15 protein-coding genes are annotated in these 17,773 nt (G+C 71.0%); 1 reads left to right on the forward strand and 14 read right to left on the reverse strand.

Features of this window, described 5'->3' with window-relative positions:
- Positions 1–39: 39 nt before the first annotated feature.
- From ACFQRD_RS15320 to ACFQRD_RS15385, 14 genes are all read right to left on the reverse strand, one after another.
- The gene (locus tag ACFQRD_RS15320; protein ID WP_377804708.1) at positions 40–522 is read right to left on the reverse strand and encodes a hypothetical protein; all 483 of its coding nucleotides are present in this window, start codon (positions 520–522) and stop codon (positions 40–42) included.
- Positions 519–2,993, reverse strand: coding sequence for a molybdopterin oxidoreductase family protein (locus ACFQRD_RS15325; RefSeq protein WP_377804709.1), 2,475 nt, complete (start codon positions 2,991–2,993; stop codon positions 519–521). Before ACFQRD_RS15325 ends, ACFQRD_RS15320 begins: the two co-directional genes overlap by 4 nt.
- A 244-nt stretch (positions 2,994–3,237) precedes the next feature.
- On the reverse strand, positions 3,238–4,398 hold the full coding sequence (locus ACFQRD_RS15330; RefSeq protein WP_377804710.1) for an ABC transporter ATP-binding protein: 1,161 nt from the start codon (positions 4,396–4,398) through the stop codon (positions 3,238–3,240).
- A 4-nt stretch (positions 4,399–4,402) separates the two neighbouring features.
- On the reverse strand, positions 4,403–6,094 hold the full coding sequence (locus ACFQRD_RS15335) for an ABC transporter permease (RefSeq protein ID WP_377804711.1): 1,692 nt from the start codon (positions 6,092–6,094) through the stop codon (positions 4,403–4,405).
- Positions 6,091–7,143 (reverse strand): ABC transporter substrate-binding protein, encoded by a 1,053-nt coding sequence (locus ACFQRD_RS15340; protein WP_377804712.1) that lies wholly within the window; start codon positions 7,141–7,143, stop codon positions 6,091–6,093. The genes ACFQRD_RS15335 and ACFQRD_RS15340 overlap by 4 nt, the downstream gene beginning before the upstream one ends.
- Positions 7,144–7,299: 156 nt before the next feature.
- Positions 7,300–7,512 carry a helix-turn-helix transcriptional regulator gene (locus ACFQRD_RS15345; protein ID WP_377017683.1) on the reverse strand — a complete coding sequence of 71 codons (213 nt, stop codon included), beginning with the start codon at positions 7,510–7,512 and terminating at the stop codon, positions 7,300–7,302.
- 12 nt (positions 7,513–7,524) lie between these two features.
- Positions 7,525–7,932, reverse strand: a complete 408-nt coding sequence (locus ACFQRD_RS15350) for a hypothetical protein (RefSeq protein ID WP_377804713.1) — start codon at positions 7,930–7,932, stop codon at positions 7,525–7,527.
- A gap of 55 nt (positions 7,933–7,987) precedes the next feature.
- On the reverse strand, positions 7,988–9,385 hold the full coding sequence (locus ACFQRD_RS15355; protein WP_377804714.1) for a sodium:solute symporter: 1,398 nt from the start codon (positions 9,383–9,385) through the stop codon (positions 7,988–7,990).
- A 9-nt stretch (positions 9,386–9,394) separates the two neighbouring features.
- Positions 9,395–10,684, reverse strand: a complete 1,290-nt coding sequence (locus ACFQRD_RS15360; RefSeq protein ID WP_377804715.1) for an amidohydrolase family protein — start codon at positions 10,682–10,684, stop codon at positions 9,395–9,397.
- 94 nt (positions 10,685–10,778) lie between these two features.
- Positions 10,779–11,540: a glycerophosphodiester phosphodiesterase gene (locus ACFQRD_RS15365; protein ID WP_377804716.1), complete on the reverse strand. Its 762-nt coding sequence runs from the start codon at positions 11,538–11,540 to the stop codon at positions 10,779–10,781.
- A 149-nt stretch (positions 11,541–11,689) separates the two neighbouring features.
- Entirely contained in the window at positions 11,690–12,556 is an 867-nt protein-coding gene (locus ACFQRD_RS15370; RefSeq protein WP_377804717.1) for a glycerophosphodiester phosphodiesterase, read from the reverse strand.
- Positions 12,553–13,950, reverse strand: a complete 1,398-nt coding sequence (locus ACFQRD_RS15375; protein WP_377804718.1) for an ABC transporter substrate-binding protein — start codon at positions 13,948–13,950, stop codon at positions 12,553–12,555. Before ACFQRD_RS15375 ends, ACFQRD_RS15370 begins: the two co-directional genes overlap by 4 nt.
- 153 nt (positions 13,951–14,103) lie before the next feature.
- Positions 14,104–15,030 carry a carbohydrate ABC transporter permease gene (locus ACFQRD_RS15380; RefSeq protein WP_377804719.1) on the reverse strand — a complete coding sequence of 309 codons (927 nt, stop codon included), beginning with the start codon at positions 15,028–15,030 and terminating at the stop codon, positions 14,104–14,106.
- The gene (locus ACFQRD_RS15385) at positions 15,027–16,070 is read right to left on the reverse strand and encodes a carbohydrate ABC transporter permease (RefSeq protein WP_377804720.1); all 1,044 of its coding nucleotides are present in this window, start codon (positions 16,068–16,070) and stop codon (positions 15,027–15,029) included. Before ACFQRD_RS15385 ends, ACFQRD_RS15380 begins: the two co-directional genes overlap by 4 nt.
- 541 nt (positions 16,071–16,611) lie before the next feature.
- Here ACFQRD_RS15385 and ACFQRD_RS15390 point away from each other — a divergent pair.
- Complete coding sequence (locus tag ACFQRD_RS15390; protein ID WP_377804722.1) at positions 16,612–17,661, forward strand: LacI family DNA-binding transcriptional regulator; 1,050 nt, start codon at positions 16,612–16,614, stop codon at positions 17,659–17,661.
- Positions 17,662–17,773 lie beyond the last annotated feature (112 nt).

Below are 17,773 nucleotides of genomic sequence, written 5' to 3' on the forward strand. Positions count from 1 at the left end.
GGGGCCGCCGGCCTACCTGCTTCCCGCCGGAGCTCGTCCTCAGCTCACCAGGACCTGGGTGGAGGACTCCTTGAGCTTCCCGTTGGCCCACCGCATCTGCCGCAGGTTATCCGGGTGGCAGCGCTTGGTCAGCGCGAGCAGGTCCGCGTGCTTGATGCCCTGCGCAGCCTGGCCGAGCATCTCCCAGTCGGCCGAGACGCCCGCGGCCATCGTGTAGGTCTCGCGCAGGTCGACCAGCAGCAGCAGGCCGACCTTGCTGTCCCGGCCCAGCAGGTCGCTGCTGCGCTCGCGCAGCTTCTGGCGCAGCGGATGCTCCCCCGCGGGCTCGGGATCCAGCTGCTGGCCGAACTGCGGGGCGATCTCGGCCAGCTCCCGCACGTGCCGCTGGGACCAGCGGGCGAGGTCCTGCCCCAGGTGGTAGATCTCGTGGTCGACCTTGTGCCGCTCCGAGATGTGCAGCAGCTTCCGTGCCAAGTTGTTCTCCGAGCGGTGCAGCTCCGCCAGTGCCAGTCCGATCTTCATCGTGCCCCCTCCGTCTCGATGCTCTCGCTCGCGGTCGCCGCCGGGCCACCGGCCGTCGGCGTCCCGGTGGTCCGGGTCCGCGCCACCGAGGCGGACGCGGTCGTCGTCGGCGCCGGGGCAGACGGGCCGGAACCGGCCGTGACCAGCTCGATCCGCGCGGCCGCGGTCTTGAAGATCGGCTGCTTGGAAGCCGGATCCCAGTCGGTGATGGTCAGCTCGTTCGCGGCGCGGCCGGCCGCGTCCGGCTCGTGCCCGGCATCGGTGTCCCAGTAGCCGTAGTGGAAGGGCAGGAACAGCACGCCGTCCCGGATCCCGGTGATGCGCACCGCGGCCTCCACCACGCCCCGCGGCGTGGTGATGCGGGCCAGATCTCCCTCGGTGAAGCCGCCCCGGTCGGCGTCGCCGACGGACATCTCGACCCAGACCTCCGGAGCCGCAACCTGCAGCTGCGGCGCGCGTCCGGTCTTGGTGCGGGTGTGGAAGTGGTACAGGGTGCGCCCGGTGATCAGCTGCAGCGGGTACTCGGCGCTGGGCAGCTCGTGCGGAGGCATGTACGCCGCCGCCTTCAGCACCGCCTTGCCGGAGGGGTTCATGGACTTGTACTCGTCCGGCTCCAGCGGGGCACCGGTGACGAGGTCGCGACCGTAGCTCTCGCAGTACATCGGGTCGGCCCAGAACATCCCGTCCTGGTAGATGCGCTCGGAGCCCTCGGGGTGCTCGTCGTTGCAGGGCCACTGGATGCCCGAGCCGCCGCGGAGCTTGTCGTAGGTGATGCCGGTGTAGTCGCACGGCCGCCCGCGGGTGCATTCCTTCCACGCCTCGAAGGCCTCCTCCGGTTCGGTCCACGGCACCAGCGGGCCGCCGTCCTTGTCGCGCAGGTCGAGGCGACGGGCGTAGTCGACGAAGATGTCGAGATCGGGCCTCGCCTCGCCGGGTGGATCGATCGCCTTCTCGGAGAGGTGGACGGTGCGGTCGACGTTGGTGAAGGTCCCCGTCTTCTCGCCCCAGGTGGCGGCGGGCAGGACCACGTCGGCCAGCTGGGCGGTCTCGGTCAGGAAGATGTCCTGGACCACCAGCAGCAGTCCCTCGCGCTGCAGGATCGAGCGGATGCGCGCGAGCTCGGGCAGCGAGACCGCCGGGTTGGTGCCGCTGACCCACAGCAGCTTGATCGAGCCCTCCTCCACGTAGCGCATCATCTGCATGACGTGGGTGGGCGGGGAGTAGTGCGGGATGGACATCGGGTCCACGTTCCACACCTTCGCGAGGTCGGCGACGTGGGCGTCGTTGGACCAGTTGCGAAAGCCCGGGAGGTCACCGTCCCCGCCGCACTCGCGAGTGTTCTGCGCGGTGGGCTGACCGTTCATCTGCAGGATGCCGCGACCGGGGGCACCGAGCATGCCGCGGACGATGTGGATGTTGTTGACCTGCACGGCCGCAGCAGTGGCCTGGTTGGACTGGTAGAAGCCCTGGAGCACGGTCGACAGCAGCCGCTCGGCGCCGCCGAGGAGGCGGGCGGCCTCGCGGATCTGCTCGGCCGGGATGTCGCAGATCCGGGCGGCGACCTCCGGCGGGTACTCGCGCACGCGCTTGCTCAGCTCGTCGTAGCCCACCGCGTGCGCGTCGAGATAGTCGTGATCGACCCAGTCATGGGTGACGATCTCGTGCAGCAGGGCGTTCATGAGGGCGACATTGGTGCCGGGTCGCGGTGCCAGGTGCACGGTGGCGTGCTCGGCGACCTTCGTCGGCCGCGGGTCCACGCAGATGAGCTGCGGCGGATTCGGCCCCTCCAGGCGGTCCAGGATCCGCATCCACAGCACCGACTGGGTCTCCGCCATGTTGTGCCCGTACAGGGCGATCACGTCGGCGTGGTCGATGTCGGTGTACGAGCCCGGCTGGCCGTCGCAGGCGAAGGATTCCTTCAGCGCGGCCGCGGCGGTCGCGGTGCACAGCCGTGTATTGCCGTCGACGTGGTTGGTGCCGATCCCGCCGTGGGCCAGGAGTCCGAGGGTGTAGTACTCCTCCGCGAAGAGCTGGCCGGTGGTGTAGAAGCCGATCGCACTGGGCCCCTGCTCGTCCAGGAGCTCGCGGGTACGGCCAGCCACGCGGTCCATCGCCGTGTCCCAGTCGGTCTCGACCAGTTCGCCGTCCTCGCGGATCAGCGGCCGCGTGAGTCGATCCCCCGAGGCATTGGCCTGCCAGCCGTAGAGGTCCTTGACGCCGAGGCGGCCGTGGTTGACGCGGTCCTCCGCCCTGCCGCGCACGCCGACCATCCGGTCGTCCTTGACCGCGATGTCGAGGGCGTCACCGTTGGAGTGGAGGATCGAGGCGGTCTGGACCCAGCGGTCGACGTCCGCCTCAGTCACCCCTTCGGCCAGATGCGTGTCCACGCGCACGGGCCACGTCTGACCTGGTCCGTACGGGGTGCGCTGCCCCCATGGCTCGGCGATCCTGTCCGTGTCCCTGGTCGTCATCGAGTTCCTTCCGCTCGCCGACGCCCGCACGACTGTGATCCGGACGCCGTTCGCACACGCTGTCCCTCTGCGGCGGACCCTACGCAGGAGGCGCTCGGCCGACAAGGATGACGGCGGGCCGAGCGGTCTGGCTGAGCGGTCTGGCTGAGCGATCTGGCCGCGCGGTCCGGTCGGCGCATCCGACGGCTCGGTCCGCGCGTCCGACGGCGGTGCCGGTCGCCGCACCCGACGGCACGGCGGGCGGTCAGGGAGCGGTTGCGCCGCCGGCCCCGCCGTACAGCAGCGCTCGGCCGACGCGGACGTCCACGCGGTCGCCCCGGCGCAGGCCGCGCTCCGGGACGCGTGCCTGCAGCGGCTGCCCGTGCCAGGTCAGCTGGACCTGCGCGCCGGTGCGCGTGAACAGGCTCGATTCGACGTGCCCCTCCCCCTCCGGGTCGGCGCGCAGACGGACCTCCTCGGGAAGCACGGCCAGGACGTGGCCGGTGGCGGGCCGCGCGGCGCTGCCGGAATCGTCGGCCCTCGCGCTGCCCGGACCGTCGGCGTCCGCGCCACTCAGAGTGTCGGCCCTCGCGCTGCCCGGACCGTCGGCGCTCATGGTCCGCACCACGTCGACGGGCACGCGGTGGCCGCCCGTGCGCAGCCGCAGTTCGTCGCCGGCGGGCACGACGTCCAGCAGGGTGGCGTCGGCCAGGAACGAGGCGACGAAGGAGGTCGCAGGATCCTCGACCAGCTCCTGAGGGGTCCCGACCTGCTGGAGGGCGCCGTGATCGAGCACGGCCACCCGGTCGGCCACGGCGAGCGCCTCCTCGCGGTCGTGGGTCACGTGCACGACGGTCAGGCCCTCCCGCTCGGCGAGCATGCGGATCTCGACCCGCATCGCGGCGCGCAGCGGCTCATCCAGCGCCGAGAGCGCCTCGTCCAGCAGCAGCACCCGGGGCCGGGCGGCCAGGGCGCGGGCGAGTGCGACCCGCTGGCGCTGCCCGCCGGAGAGGGTCGCGGGGTTGCGGTCACGGTACTCGGCCAGGCCCACCAGCTCGAGGGCGTGCTCCGTGCGCCGGCGCCGCTCGGTCGCCGCGAGGCCGGTGCGCCGCAGCGGGTAGTCGACGTTGCGGCCGACCGACCAGTGGGGCCAGATGGCGTGCTGCTGGAAGACCATGCCCAGGCCGCGCCGCTCGGGCGGTACCCAGGCATCGGCTCCGGAGACGGTGGTCTCGCCGAGGGTGATGGTGCCGGCGTCGGGCTGGACGAATCCGGCGATGGCTCGCAGCAGGCTGGTCTTGCCGGATCCGGAGGGGCCCACCAGGGCGAGGAACTCCCCGTCGGCCGCGGCGAGCGAGACCCGGTCCAGCGCGCGGGTGCCGCCGGGGTAGGTGAGGCTGAGGTCGGTGCAGGTCAGGCTGGACATTCATTCACCTCAGGGGGCGGGACGTCCCGACCAGTGCGAGACCGGTCAGGCCCACCACGGCGACGAGGAGGGACAGGGCGGAGGCGGAGTTGTAGTCCCCGGCCTGCTGGAGGTTGAAGATGACGACCCCGAGGGTCTGCGCACCGGGGGCCAGCAGCAGGGCCGACAGGGTCAGTTCCCGCACGGCGGTCAAGGCCACCAGCAGGCCACCGGTCAGGGCCGCGGGGACGGCGAGCCGGCCGGCGACATCCACGAGGGCGCGGCCGCGGGTGGCGCCGGAGATCCGGGCGGCCTCCTCCAGCGCGGTGGGGGTGCCGGCCAGCGGGGCGCGCACGGCCTGGACCACGATGGCTGTGAACGCGGTGATGTAGGCGAGCAGGATCAGCTCACGCGTGTTGTACAGCCCGGTGTACCGGCCCAGGATCAGCCAGCCGACGGCGATGATGGTGCCGGGGATGGCTTGGGGCAGCAGGGTCGCCACCAGCATCCCGGCGTTGTCCCGGGAGCGGGTGCGGGTGGTCAGGATACCGATGACGGTGCCGAGGACGGTCGTGGCGAGGGCGGCCCCTGCCGCGAGCAGCAGGGAGTTCAGGATCCCGCGCTGAGAGTTCGGCGAGGCCAGGGCGGTGGTGAAGTTCTCCAGGGTGGCGGTACCGGGCGTCAGGGGGATGCCGGGCGCCGGCACCAGGGCGCGCAGGGCGAGCCCGAGCAGCGGCAGGATCGTCACGGCCAGCACCGCTGCGGCGATCACCGCGGCCGCCGGCACGCGCAGGGTGCCCAGGCGCAGGATGCTGCCGGTCCCGTCACCGGTCAGCTCACTGCCGACGCGGCGCGTGGCCAGGTAGTCCGCGATGGCGCCGGCGATGCCCAGCGTCATCAGCAGCAGTCCGATCTGGGCGGAGACCTGCAGCGGGGCCTCGACGGTGCCGGACTGGATGTACCGGTAGACCATCGTGGAGAGGGTGTAGAAGCGTTCGGGCAGCCCGAGCAGGGCGGGGATGCCGAAGTCGCCGAGCGCGGAGACGGCGTTGAGCGTGAAGGCCGAGAGCACCGCGGGGCGCAGCAGCGGGAAGGTGACGTCGGCGAAGACCTGCCAGGGCGCGGCGCCGGAGATCCGGGCGGCCTCCTCGAGGGCCGCAGGGACCCGGTGCAGGGCGCCGGCGATGATCAGGTAGGCCAGCGGCACCGAGTGGACCGTCAGCAGGAACGTCACCCCGTCGCCGCCGCGGATGTCCCACAGGGGCGCGCCGAACAGCTGGTTCAGTGAGCCGCCGGGGCCCAGCAGCCCGCTCCAGGCGATGGCGCCGACGAAGGGCGGCATGAGCATCGGGCTCAGCGAGAGCAGGCGGATCCAGCGCCGTCCCGGCAGGTCGGTGCGCTCCAGCGCCAGTGCGAGCACGAGGGCGATCACGACGCTGAAGGCGGCCGACAGGCCCGAGGTGACCAGGCTGTTGACCGTCGCGCGGGCGATGCCGTCGCGCAGCAGCAGGTCGGCGTGGTTGTCGCCGAGGGCGAGCGAGACCACCATCGCCAGCGGCGCGGCGACGAGGCCGGCCAGCAGCAGCCAGACGGCCAGCCGGCTGAGGGCGATCGGTCCGATACGCGGTCCGTTCGGCAGCGCCGCGACGGTGACCGCCCGATCCGGGGCGGGCGAGTGCGATGTCCGCTCGGGGGTGTTGAGCAGAGCGGGCTTCACCCGCCCATGATCCCGTTGAAGGTGTCGACGGCGGCGGCCTGCTGGTCGGTGGTGACCGCCTCGGCCTCCGGGGTCATCAGGGCGATATCGGCCATGGCCGGTGCGCCCTCGGGGGTGCCGGCGTCCTCGCGCACCGGCAGGTAGCTCTGGGCGACGGCGAGCTCCTGGCCGGTGGTGCTGACGACGAAGTCGAGGAAGGTGGCGGCGGCTTCGGGGTGCTGGGAGTCGGCGAAGATGGCGCCGGGCTGGCTGATGTAGGGCACGCCCTCGGAGGGGTAGGAGACCTCCACGGGGGAGCCCTCGGCGGCGAGGTCGCGCACGAGGTAGTCCACGACGATGCCGACGGGCTGGGCGGCTTCGGCGACCGCCTGCGAGGTGGGCCCGTTGGACTCGGCGATCACGGGATTGTTGGCGGCCAGGTCGCTGAGCCAGGCCTCGCCGAGCTGATCGTCGGCCAGCCACACAGCGGCGTTGTAGGCGGCCGCGCCGGAGACGTCGGGGTTCGGCATCACCAGCTGGTCGCGGTACTGCTCGCCGGTGAGCTCCTGCCAGCTGGTGGGCGGCTCGGTGATCTCGTTCGTGTTGACCATGATCACGGTGGGGATGATGCGGGTGCCGACGTAGTAGCCGTCGGCGTCGAGCACCTCGGGCAGCAGCGCGTCCGCCTCGGCGGGCTCGTACGGGGCGAGCAGGTCCTCGGCCTTGTAGCCCTCGAAGGTGGGGGCGTCGGCCGCGATGAGCACGTCGGCGCCGACCGCGCCGGTCTCCTTCTCGGTGTCGATGCGGGCCTTGAGGTCGCCGGTGCCGGCGCGGAACGTCTCGACGGTGATCTCGGGGTGCTCCTCGTTGAAGGCGGCGATCAGTTCGTCGATCTTGGCCTGGGGCTCCGAGGTGTACAGAGTGATGGTCGTGGACTCGCCTCCGCCGGCGTCGGAGGCCCCCGCGTCACCGGCGGCCGCGTCCGGGTCGGCCGGTTCGGAGCAGGCGGCGAGGCCGGCGGCTGCGGTGGTGGAGGCGAGGAGCGCGAGGGCGGTGCGACGAGTGGTCACGGGAGATGACCTTTCTGGGGGCTCAGGAGTGCAGGGCTGGTTCGCTGAGCCGCCGACGGTACGGGCGCCGGGCAAGGCCGCCGTGGCGAGGCGGTGAACGCGGGGCGACACCGGAATGTCGAGCCGGTACGCGCCGGCGCCGCCCCGCAGCGCTCCTCAGCTGCCGCCGTCCGCCTCGTCGTCGGGATGGAAGATCTCCTCGATCGGGGCGCCGAACTCGGCGGCGATCCGGAAGGCCAGCGGCAGGGACGGGTCGTACCGGCCGTTCTCGATGGCGATCACCGTCTGGCGGGAGACGCCGAGTGCGGCGCCGAGTTCAGCCTGTGACCAGCGGCGTTCGGTGCGTCGGGCTTTGATGTCGTTGCGCATCTCCGGGCCCCCTCAGCGGTAGCGGACGGCGGAGACGATGGTCCCGGCGATCCAGCCGAGCATGAGGATCGAGAAGGCGAAGATCCAGTTCAGCTCCGGCAGCAGGTAGAACTGCAGCACCCCGACGGCCAGGATCAGCGGGGTCGCGATGACGAAGGCCAGCAGGATCGCCTCGGCGATCTTTCGCCTCTCGAACTCGTCGCCGCTGCGGTACATCTCGATGTTCGCCCAGGCCATGAGGCCGACGGCAGGGAGCACCAGGAGGGCGGGGAGCCAGGCGGGCACGCCGATGTCGGCGGAGAAGCCCGCGAGGACGAGGGCGAGGCCGTAGAGGACCGCTCCGGCGACGAAGCGGAGGGCGAAGGAACGGTTGGCACGGGAGCGGGCGGATGGACCGGGGGGTGGTGTCGCTGTGCTCATGCCATGAATGTATAGGTCCCTTGACACGCGAGTCAAGGGGCCTTGTCTCTGACGGTTAAGGAACCTTGACGTCGGTCGGTACCCGGCGGTGGCTCAGCAGCGAGACGACCGCCAGCGCCAGCACTGCGGCCGGGAGTGCGACGATCACCGAGTTCAGCTCGGCCGAGCGCCCGGAGATCTCCCAGTACAGCGTCGCCACGGCGCCCGTCAGCAGTGCGGCCAGGGCACCGGGGCCGGTGGCCCGCTTCCAGAAGATGCCGGCGAGGAGCACCGGAGTGATGGTGACGCCGTACATCGTGTACGCGTACATCTGCAGTGCGAGCACGCTGGGGAAGAAGTTGACCATCACGAAGCCCAGCAAGGCCACGGCCAGCACGGCGAGGCGGCCGATCCAGAGGTTCTGGGCGTCGTTCGGCGGCCGTGAGCGCAGCTGTCCGACGAGGTCGTGAACCACGTTCGAGGAGCAGGTGAGCAGGTACGAGGATCCGGTGGTGATGATCAGCGCGAATGCCCCGGCAAGCAGCGCTCCACCGATCACGGCAGGGGTGAACTCGATGCCGGACAGCGACAGCACCGCCATATCCGCTTCGATATCCGGCTGCAGCAGGGCGCTGGAGACCGCGAGCATCACCACGGGGACCACCATGATCACCGAGCCGAGGCAGAAGATCACCGCCCCGAGCAGCGCTGCGCGGTCGCTCTTGGCGGCGGCGAGCCGCTGGTACATGTTCTGGTCCCCGAGCAGGAGCACCAGTGTGGGCAGGATGAAGCCGAGCATCTGGATGACCGTGAGGCCGCCGAGCACGCCGGCGTCCGCGTTGACCGCCCCGAGCTCGGAGACCCCGCCGACGTCGACCCCGACCACGAGGAACAGGGCGACCCACAGGGCCAGCACGATCCCCGCGGCCGAGAGGAAGTCCGTCCACGCCACCGACTTCAGACCGCCCGAGAGCGCGACGAACGTGATCAGCACGGCGGCGATGATCGCGCCCGTCTGCTCATCCAGCGGCGTGATGAGGCCGATGATGTAGCCGGCGCCGGTGAACTGGTACGCCGTGATGCCGATGAACGCGATCAGGATCATCACGGTGGCCACGATCCGCACAGGCTTTCCGTAGCGCTGGTCGAACAGTTCCGGCACGGTGTGGCCGGCGACCCCACGCACCTGGCGAGCGAAGACGATCAGCAGGATCGTGCCGACGATCGTCCCGGTGAAGAAGAGGAGCCCGGGCAGCAGCCCGTAGGTGTAGGCGAAGTTCGCGCCGCCGATGATGGACCCGGAGCCGACGAAGGTCGCCAGCATGGTCCCGCCGATGACGGGGGCCGGCAGCGAGCGGCCGGCCAGGACGAAGTCCTCACCCGAGGCGGTCGCCTTCTTGCGTCCGAACCAGGCGCCGACGGCGATCATCAGCGCGACGTAGGCGACCAGGACGATGACGTGCGTGGTGTTCACGGCGGCTGCTCAGCGATCTGCGCCGACACGGACGGTGCGCCCGTCCTGGACGACGAGCACGGGGTCCGGTTCCGACAGCGCGGTGATGTCCTGCAGGGGATCGCGGTCCAGGACCACGAGGTCCGCGACGGCGCCTTCCTGGATGACCCCCAGCTCTCCCTCGCGCTCGAGCAGGCGCGCGGCAGTGAGGGTCGCGGAGCGGATCACGGCCAGCGGGTCCTGGTGGCGCGCACGGATCTCGAACTCCTTGGACTGGTGCTCCTGCATCCCGCCCAGCAGGTCGCTGCCGAAGCAGAGGTCCAGGCCCTCTTCGTCGGCGATCCGCAGCGCGTTCTCCCCGGCGCTGAGGACAGCGTCGACCTTCGCCTGGCTGGCGGCGGGCAGCCCCATGGAGGCACCGAACTCCTTGAGCGCCCAGTAGGTCACGAGGTTCATGGTCACGAAGGCGCCGGCGTCCCGGATCGCCTCGGCGGAGGCGCGGTCCAGGAGGTTGGCGTGCTCGATCGAGCGGACTCCGGCGGAGATCGCCCGCTGGATGGCGCCGGGCGTGTAGGCGTGCGCGGCGACGTAGCGGTTGGCGTCGGCCGCCTCCTCCACCGCGGCACGCATCTCCGCGATCGAGTACTGGATCGAGTCGACCCGGTCGGTCGGGGAGGCGACGCCGCCACCGGCCATGATCTTGAGGTGGTGGGCGCCGGTGCGCAGCTGGTCCCGCGCGGCCCGTCGCACCGCGTCGGGCCCGTCGGCGATGGTTCCCAGGCCCGCGCAGCAGGGCACGGCCGTGGAGACCTGCTGGCCGGGGCCGCGGGTGTCCCCGTGGCCGCCGGTCTGGGACAGCGACTTCCCGCCGAAGAACAGGCGGGGTCCCCGGAACAACCCCTCGGCCTGCGCGGACGCCAGCCCGTGGTCGCCGCCGCCGACGTCTCTGACCGTGGTGAACCCGCGCTCGAGCATGTCCCCCATCAGGCGCGTGGCCTGGAGTGCGGCGTAGGGTGGGGCGATGGTCTCGAGCTCCCCGAGATTCGCCGTCATCGCGTACACGTGGACGTGGCAGTCGATCAGGCCCGGCAGGACGTAGCGGCCCGCGAGGTCGATGATCTCGGCGTCCCCGTCCGTCGCGCGCGTCTCGTCCCCGTCCGTCGCGCGAGCCCCGTCCCCGGAACCGGCCGGAGCGCCGGACGCGCCGTGCGGCGCCACGCGGGTGAATCGCCCGTCGACGACCTCGAGATCAGCCGTGCGCCACACGCCGCCGACGACATCGAGATAGTGCGCATTGGCGAGGACGGTACGGGGGCTCACGGGCATTCCTCCAGATCGAGCGAACAGCAGCCCGTCATGGTATGCGCGCCGTCACACCGGCGCCGACGATGTCAGCACGTGGGACTACCTGCGCTCAGGCCGCGCCGAGCTCCCCGAGCACCCAGGCCGGATCGTCCGTGGTGATCGTGTCGACGCCGCAGGCCCGCGCCACGGCGAGCTCCTGCGGGCTGTTGATCGTCCACGGGTTCACCGCGAGGCCGGCCGCCCGGGCCGACTCCGCCGCCCGCAGCGACAGGCCGCCGATCCAGGGGCCGATCCCGGCGGCGTCGAGCTCCCGGGCGGTCTCGAGAGCCCGCTCGTCGACCTGGCGCACCAGATAGGAGACGGGAGCATCCGTGGCGCGGCGGATCTCGGCGAGCGCCTCGGGGTGGAAGGAGATCACCGTCGAGCGTGCGGCCGGGGATCCGGTCGGCAGGTCACGCAGGATCGCCGCGACAGCCTGCGCGGCCGGTGCCACCTTGACCTCGATGAACACCGGCACGGTGGTCATCTCCAGGAGCTCTTCGAGCGTCGGGATCCTCTCGCCGTCGGCCAGTAGCACGCGCCCCAGTTCGGCGCGAGTGAGGTCGCCGAGCGCCCCTGTGCGCAGCAGCGAGGCGGGGTCCGCGGTGCGGTCGATGCTCTCGTCGTGCATGACCATCACGTGCCCGTCGGCGCTGAGGTGCACATCGCACTCGAGCAGCTGTGCCCCGTCTTCGAACGCCCGGCGGAAACCGCCCAGCGTGTTCTCGGGGGCGTGCACCGGCGCGCCCCGGTGCCCCACGACCACGGGACGGGAGGGGCGCTCCGCGTGGGCGGGCGCGGCGGTCTCGGTCGGTGCGTGCGGCTCGGGCATCGTTCTCCTGTTGCAGATCGGGGACGCGATCGCCGGTCAGCGATCCCGTCGGCTCGGGCTTCCAGAGTAGGGATCACTCCCGGTTCGCGGGCCGTTCCCGCGGGAGCGACAGCGGCAGCACCCCAGCGGGTGGGCACTGCCGCTGCGTCTCAACCGCCGGTGTGCTCGGCGATCAGCCGCGTCGCCCAGGCCGGGTCGTCGACGGTGATCGTGTCGCAGCCCAGCTCCAATGCCCGCGCCAGCTCCTCCTCGGAGCGGGCGGTCCACAGGTTCAGCTGGACGCCCAGCTCCCGGGCGCGGTCGACGTCGGCCTGGCGGGCGTCGGCGATCCGCACCCCGATCTGCGCCACCTCGAGCTCCGCGGCGGTCTCGAAGAACTCCGTCGAGGTGGCCGTGGTGGTGAGCAGACGAGGGATGCGCGGGGCCTCGGTCCTCGCCGTGCGCAGCGCCTCGGGGTGGAAGGAGATGATCTGCGCCGGGGCGGCCGGCGGATCCTCCCAATCGCCATCCTCGAAGAACTCCGTGAGGATCCCGGCGACCAGCTGCGCGGCGGCGAGTGCCTTGATCTCGACCAGCAGCGGCACACGTGTGCCGTCCTCTCGGGTCGCGGCCTCCAGCACCTGGGGGAGCGTGGGAATGTGCTCACCCTTCCCGACCAGCACCCGGTCCAGCTGGGCACGGGTCAGATCCGCCACCGCACCGGTGTGCAGCGGCGACTCCTCCTCAGCCGTGCGGTCGATGGTGGCGTCGTGGATGACCGCGTCGGCCCCGTCGCTGGAGAGGTGGACATCGCACTCCAGCAGGTCCGATCCGTCGGCGATCCCGCGGCGGAAGGAGAGCAGGGTGTTCTCGGGCTCCACCGCTGCCGCGCCGCGGTGGCCGACGATCTGCGGGATCCGAGGAGCAGCCGCCTCCGGAGCCGACGAGACCGTGGCGGAGAGCTCCGTCGCGGCCGGCTGCGCACCCGGGGCGCTCGGGGTGGGAGCCGAACCGTCGCCGGCCGTCGTCGCCGTCACTTCCAGCCCTCGAACTCGACGGACTCCATGTCCTCGCGATTGTCGTCGAGGATCTCCTGGAGGGACGTGGCGGCGGCGTTCAGAGCCTCCTGGGCGGGGGTGTTGTCGCCGTAGACCTTGGTCTGGGCGGCGGAGATCTCGGTGACCGCGGCCTGGAACCAGTTGGTGTAGTCGGCGGTGCGGGCGATCTCGAGCTGATCCAGGGCGACGCCGTAGTTGGGATCCTTCTCCACGTTCTCCTTGACGCGATCGGTGTCCGCAGCGGCCTGGACGATCGGCACGTACCCGGTGCCGATGTGCCAGGTGGCGGACTGCTCCGGGCCTGCCAGGAAGCGGAACAGCTCAGCGCAGGCGTCCTGGCGGTCCTGGGACTCGGCGCGCACGATGGACAGGCCGGAGCCGCCGGTGGGCACGGCCGCCTCCTGACCCTCCTTGGAGAGCATGAAGCACACGCCGACCTCGAAGTCGGCGGCTTCGGTGGTGCCGGTGAGGCTTGCGGTGGAGCCGCGCTTGCCGGCGCTGACCCCGGCGCTGAAGTCCGTGCCCGGGTCCTGCGCGAGGTAGGCGTAGCCGTCCTCGTGGACGAACTTGCGCTGCCACTCGAGCCACTCGACGCCGGCCTCGTCGTTGATCGTGACCTCGAAGTCCTGGTTGGAGTTCGCGCCCCCGAAGCCCCAGATGTCGGCCTGTCCGTGCCACGCGTCGTCCGAGCTGAAGGCCAGGGCGGACATCGGGCGGCCGTCGACCTCGATCTTCGCCAGCTCCGGGGCGAACTCCGCGAGATCCTCCCAGGTCTTGGGCCCCTCTTCGGGAAGCCCCGCCTCGATGTAGCGGGTCTTGTTGAAGTAGAACAACGGGGTGGAGCGCGCGAAAGGCACCAGGAACGTCTCACCGGCGGCCTTGGACTCGGGCACGAAGTTCTGGATGTAGGTGTCCAGGTTCCACTCGTCGTCGAAGTAGCCGTCCAGGGGAACCAGGGCGTCGGAGAAGTAGAACTGCAGCCACTGCATCTCGGGGAAGCAGACGATGTCCGGCACGGCGCGGGCCTGCAGCGCCGCGGTGAACTTCTGATTGAGATCCGCGTAGCCGCCGACGGACTCGGCGATCGCGACGATCTCGTCCTGGGACTCGTTGAACTCGTCGAACAGGCCCGTCAGGACGTCGAACATGCCGCCGGTCCAGGGTGCCCAGAACAGGATCGGAGTGCGGCCCTCGTACCCCTCGGGGATGGTTAGATCGGCCTGCGAGAAGCCCTCGCGCAGGTTGCTCTCGGCATTATCACCGCCGGCCGGGGCACCACAGGCAGCGAGGCCCGCGGCGCCGGCGCCGAGTCCCAGGGCGCCGAGCATGCGGCGGCGGGAGAACTGGGACGAGGGGGTGTACAGACGGGACATGTCAATCGCTCCTTGGTGAGGGTGTGCAGCTGGCGGTCGAGGGCCGGCATGCGTGATCCGGCGGGGGGCAGGGTCGGAGCACAGGGCTCCGGTGGTGAGCAGGTTCGAGGGCTCCGGCGGCGGGCAGGGCCGGCACCGAGGATTGGCGCGGCGTCACTTCATGGCGCCGGCGGCGAGGCCGCCGATGATGCGTTTCTGGGCGAGGAAGAAGATGACGAGCATGGGGAGGGAGACGAACACGGCGCCGGCCATGATCACGCCCCAGTTGGAGTAGCCCTCCTGGGTGCGCAGGAACAGCAGGCCGATGGGGAGAGTGCGCATGGTGGCCGTGCTGGTGACGATCAGGGGCCACACGTATTCGTTCCATTTGCTGACCATCACGATCAGCGTGCAGGTCAGGATCATGGGGCTGGACAGCGGGACCACGATCGTGAGCATCCGGCGGATGTGGCCCGCCCCGTCGATCTCCGCGGCCTGGAGGATGTCCTTGTCGATGGTGCGCATGTACTGGTAGAGCAGGAACATCGCGAAGGCGCTGGCGACGCCGGGCAGGATGATCCCGGCGTACGAGTTCAGCCAGCCCAGGTTCGCCACGGTGATGTAGTTGACGATCAGGGTGACGTGCCCCGGCAGCATCATCGAGGCGACGATCAGGGCGAAGGCGATCTTCTTGTACCGGAAGTCCACGAACACGAACGCGTAGGCGCACAGGATCGCCAGCGAGATCTCCAGGGCGGTGCCCACGCCGGTGGTGATGATCGAGTTCAGGAAGAACCGGTCGAAGGGCGCGGCGTTCCACGCGTCGAGGAAGTTCTCGAGCGTCACCTGCGTCGGGATCCACTGCAGCGGCCAGGAGTAGATCTGCTCGTGCGGCTTCAGCGACGAGGAGAACAGCCAGTACAGCGGGAGGATGAAGACTCCGATGGTCGCCACGACCGCGGCGATCAGCAGACCGGTCAGCCACGCCGGGCGGCGCGGTCCGCGACGGCGACCGGCGTTGAGGTCCGCCCGGCGGCTGGTCCCGTCGGCCGCCTGCGGGATCGTGGAGGCCTGTGCCGGCTCTGTGCTCAGGGTGCTCATGAGTCGTAGTTCACCTTCTTCTCGGCGTAGCGGACCTGCACGTAGGTGATGATCAGCAGGATCACCAGCAGCACGGTGGCGGCCGCGGACGCGGTGCCGATGTCGAAGTTCTTGAAGGCCTCCTCGTAGACCATCCAGCTCAGGGTCGACGAGGAGATGCCGGGCCCACCGTTGGTCATGATCGAGATAATGTCGAAGGCCTGAGCCGCGGAGATCACGCCGGTGATCGAGAGGAAGAACGTGATCGGGCTCAGCAGCGGCAGCGTCAGGTGGCGGAACAGCTTCGCCCCGTGCGCACCGTCGAGCGCGGCCGCCTCGTAGAGGTCCTTCGGCAGGTCGAGGATCGCCGTGTAGCAGATGACGGTGACGAAGCCGAGGCGCTGCCAGGTGTAGGCGATGGTGATCGCCCACAGCGACCAGTCGGAGGTGGTGGTCCAGTCCGGCGATGCCGCGCCGAACATGGAGAACGCCCAGCGTGAGAGCCCGTAGTTGGGGTCGAACATGAACAGCCACAGGATGCCGACCGCGGCGCCGGGGAGCATGTGCGGGGCGAAGGCCATGGTCTGGGCGAAACCGGTCAGCGGCACCTTCGTGGCCAGCAGGCTGCCCAGCAGCAGGCCCCCGATGATGGAGCCGACCACGCTGACGCCGGTGAAGATCAGGGTGTTCAGCAGGATCTGGAGGAAGCCCGGGTCGGTCAGCAGGTCGCGGTAGTTCTCCAGCCCCACGAACTCGGGCGTGGGGGCGACGAAGTCCCAGTCGGCGAAGCTGAGGCCGATGTTGTACAGCGCCGGATAGTACGAGAACACGATGATCGCGATGAGGTTCGGGGCGATCAGCGCGCCGAAGAGCAGTGCGTCGCGGCGCACCCGGCGGCGGCGCTGGGGTGAGCGCCGGCGCTCCTCGCTCCTCAGCGCGGTGCCTCGCGTCCCGCTGCCGGCCGATCCCGTACCCGTGACGCCGCCCAACGTGCCGGCCCGGTCGGGAACCGACGGGTTCGACGGGTCCGACGGGGGCTGCGGTCGCACGGCGAGTGTCATGGGAGCGCTCCCACCTTCCTGTTGGGCGGAGGTGTCCGCGGGGGCGGACGTTCACGTGAGAGGTGGTCGCGGCGTGACCTGGCGGTCAGCGTGAACCAGGGACGGTGCGGCGCATCCGCCGCGCTGGTGCCATGCCCGGCACGGGATGACTGCGCTGCTGCGTCGACGGCCCTCACCGTAAAGAGCCCCCGGCCCGCGCGCCACTGCCCGTCGAGCCCGGTGAACCGCTCGTGAACGTGGACTGTCCCCGCAGGTGGGAGCGCTCCCACCAACGCGGCGCACCGGGGTCGACGGGCCCGACGGGTGCCCGTCGGGCGGTCGGTTCCTCGGATGTTCACCCCCCGTGCACGGAAAGTTCCGCGACGGAGCGTTCTGGCCACCTGTCCGAGAACCCAGGCTTCACCGGGGCGTCATCCGCGTGCCCGGGCGGACCCTCCCGGGTGCGCTACCCTGCGCTGATACATCGCGCCCGCCGAGCGGGGCCCGACGCCGAGCTTCCCGAGTGCGCGATACGTGCTGAGCACAGGGGGAAGGCAAGGCCATGACTCGACCACCGACCATGGAGGACGTGGCCCGGGCCGCGGGCGTCTCGCGCTCGACCGTCTCCCGCGTGTTCCAGAACGCCGGGGAGCGCGTCTCCGCCGACGCGCTGATCAAGGTGCACGAGGCGGCCAAGCGCCTGGGCTACGTGCACAACCTCGTCGCCAGCGGGCTTGCGATGCGCCACGGCCGCCAGCTCGGCCTGCTGATCCGGGACGCCACCAATCCCGCCTACGGGCATCTGCACTCGGAGATGAACCGTGCCGTCGAGGCGACCGGTCGCACGCTGATCTCCGTGACCGCGTTCCGCCACGACTACGGCACTGCCGAGGTCCAGGGGCTGAACCGTCTGATGGGTCAGCGGGTCGCCGGGCTGTTCGTGGGCACCGGCGTGACCTCCGCGGAAGATCTCCTGGAGACGGTCACCTCGACGCCGATGTTGATCGTGGGCCGCCCCAACGATCATCCCCAGATCGAGTCGGTCAGCTACGACGAGCGCGCCCACGGCCGGATGGTCGCCGAGGAGGTCGCCGCCAAGGGCCACCGGCGGATCGCTGTGCTCGTCGCTCCCCTGCTGTACTCGCGCGTGTTCGACCTGCGCATGCGCAGCCTGATCGAGCACTGCCGGGAGCTCGGCGTCGAGACCGTCCCGATCGATCTGCTGCCCGTCGAGCAGGGCGTGGTGCGCGCTCTCGATGCGGCGCGCGACGAGGGCCTCAGCTGCATCGTGTGCCCGGTCGACTACGTGGCTCTGGAACTGCTGCGGGCGACCCGCGCGCGCGGCATGCGGGTCCCGGAGGACGTCAGCACCGTCGGCTTCGACGGGCTGGCCGACGGGCTCGACCTCATCGGCCTCGCCACTGTCCAGCTTCCCGTCGTCGACGTGGCCCGCACGGCGGTGGCCCGCATGGAGGAGCTGCTGGTCCGCGCGCAGGAATCGCCCGAAGGCCCGCCGGGCACCGAGACCGCCGGCGCCGAGCACGCACTCAGCGCCGGCCGCTTCCAGCCCGGGCGGACTCTGGGCCCGGTCCCCGAGCATCTGCGAGCCTGAGGCGGCCGGCCACCACGCCGCCGATCCGGCCGGCCCTCGCCCCCAGGGTCCAGAAGCGGTCACCACCGGCCCCGGGCCTGAAGCGGCCACCCCCGGCACCGGCCCCGGGGGC

This window comes from Brachybacterium sp. GCM10030268, from assembly GCF_042666305.1.
Taxonomy (GTDB): domain Bacteria; phylum Actinomycetota; class Actinomycetes; order Actinomycetales; family Dermabacteraceae; genus Brachybacterium.

What these genes read in the sequence shown, in the direction of transcription:
- ACFQRD_RS15320 (WP_377804708.1), bottom strand. Translation starts at nt 522, where the DNA reads ATGAAGATCGGACTGGCACTGGCGGAGCTGCACCGCTCGGAGAACAAC.
- ACFQRD_RS15325 (WP_377804709.1), bottom strand. Translation starts at nt 2,993, where the DNA reads ATGACGACCAGGGACACGGACAGGATCGCCGAGCCATGGGGGCAGCGC.
- ACFQRD_RS15330 (WP_377804710.1), bottom strand. Translation starts at nt 4,398, where the DNA reads ATGTCCAGCCTGACCTGCACCGACCTCAGCCTCACCTACCCCGGCGGC.
- ACFQRD_RS15345 (WP_377017683.1), bottom strand. Translation starts at nt 7,512, where the DNA reads ATGCGCAACGACATCAAAGCCCGACGCACCGAACGCCGCTGGTCACAG.
- ACFQRD_RS15350 (WP_377804713.1), bottom strand. Translation starts at nt 7,932, where the DNA reads ATGAGCACAGCGACACCACCCCCCGGTCCATCCGCCCGCTCCCGTGCC.
- ACFQRD_RS15365 (WP_377804716.1), bottom strand. Translation starts at nt 11,540, where the DNA reads ATGCCCGAGCCGCACGCACCGACCGAGACCGCCGCGCCCGCCCACGCG.
- ACFQRD_RS15375 (WP_377804718.1), bottom strand. Translation starts at nt 13,950, where the DNA reads ATGTCCCGTCTGTACACCCCCTCGTCCCAGTTCTCCCGCCGCCGCATG.
- ACFQRD_RS15380 (WP_377804719.1), bottom strand. Translation starts at nt 15,030, where the DNA reads ATGAGCACCCTGAGCACAGAGCCGGCACAGGCCTCCACGATCCCGCAG.
- ACFQRD_RS15385 (WP_377804720.1), bottom strand. Translation starts at nt 16,070, where the DNA reads ATGACACTCGCCGTGCGACCGCAGCCCCCGTCGGACCCGTCGAACCCG.
- ACFQRD_RS15390 (WP_377804722.1), top strand. Translation starts at nt 16,612, where the DNA reads ATGACTCGACCACCGACCATGGAGGACGTGGCCCGGGCCGCGGGCGTC.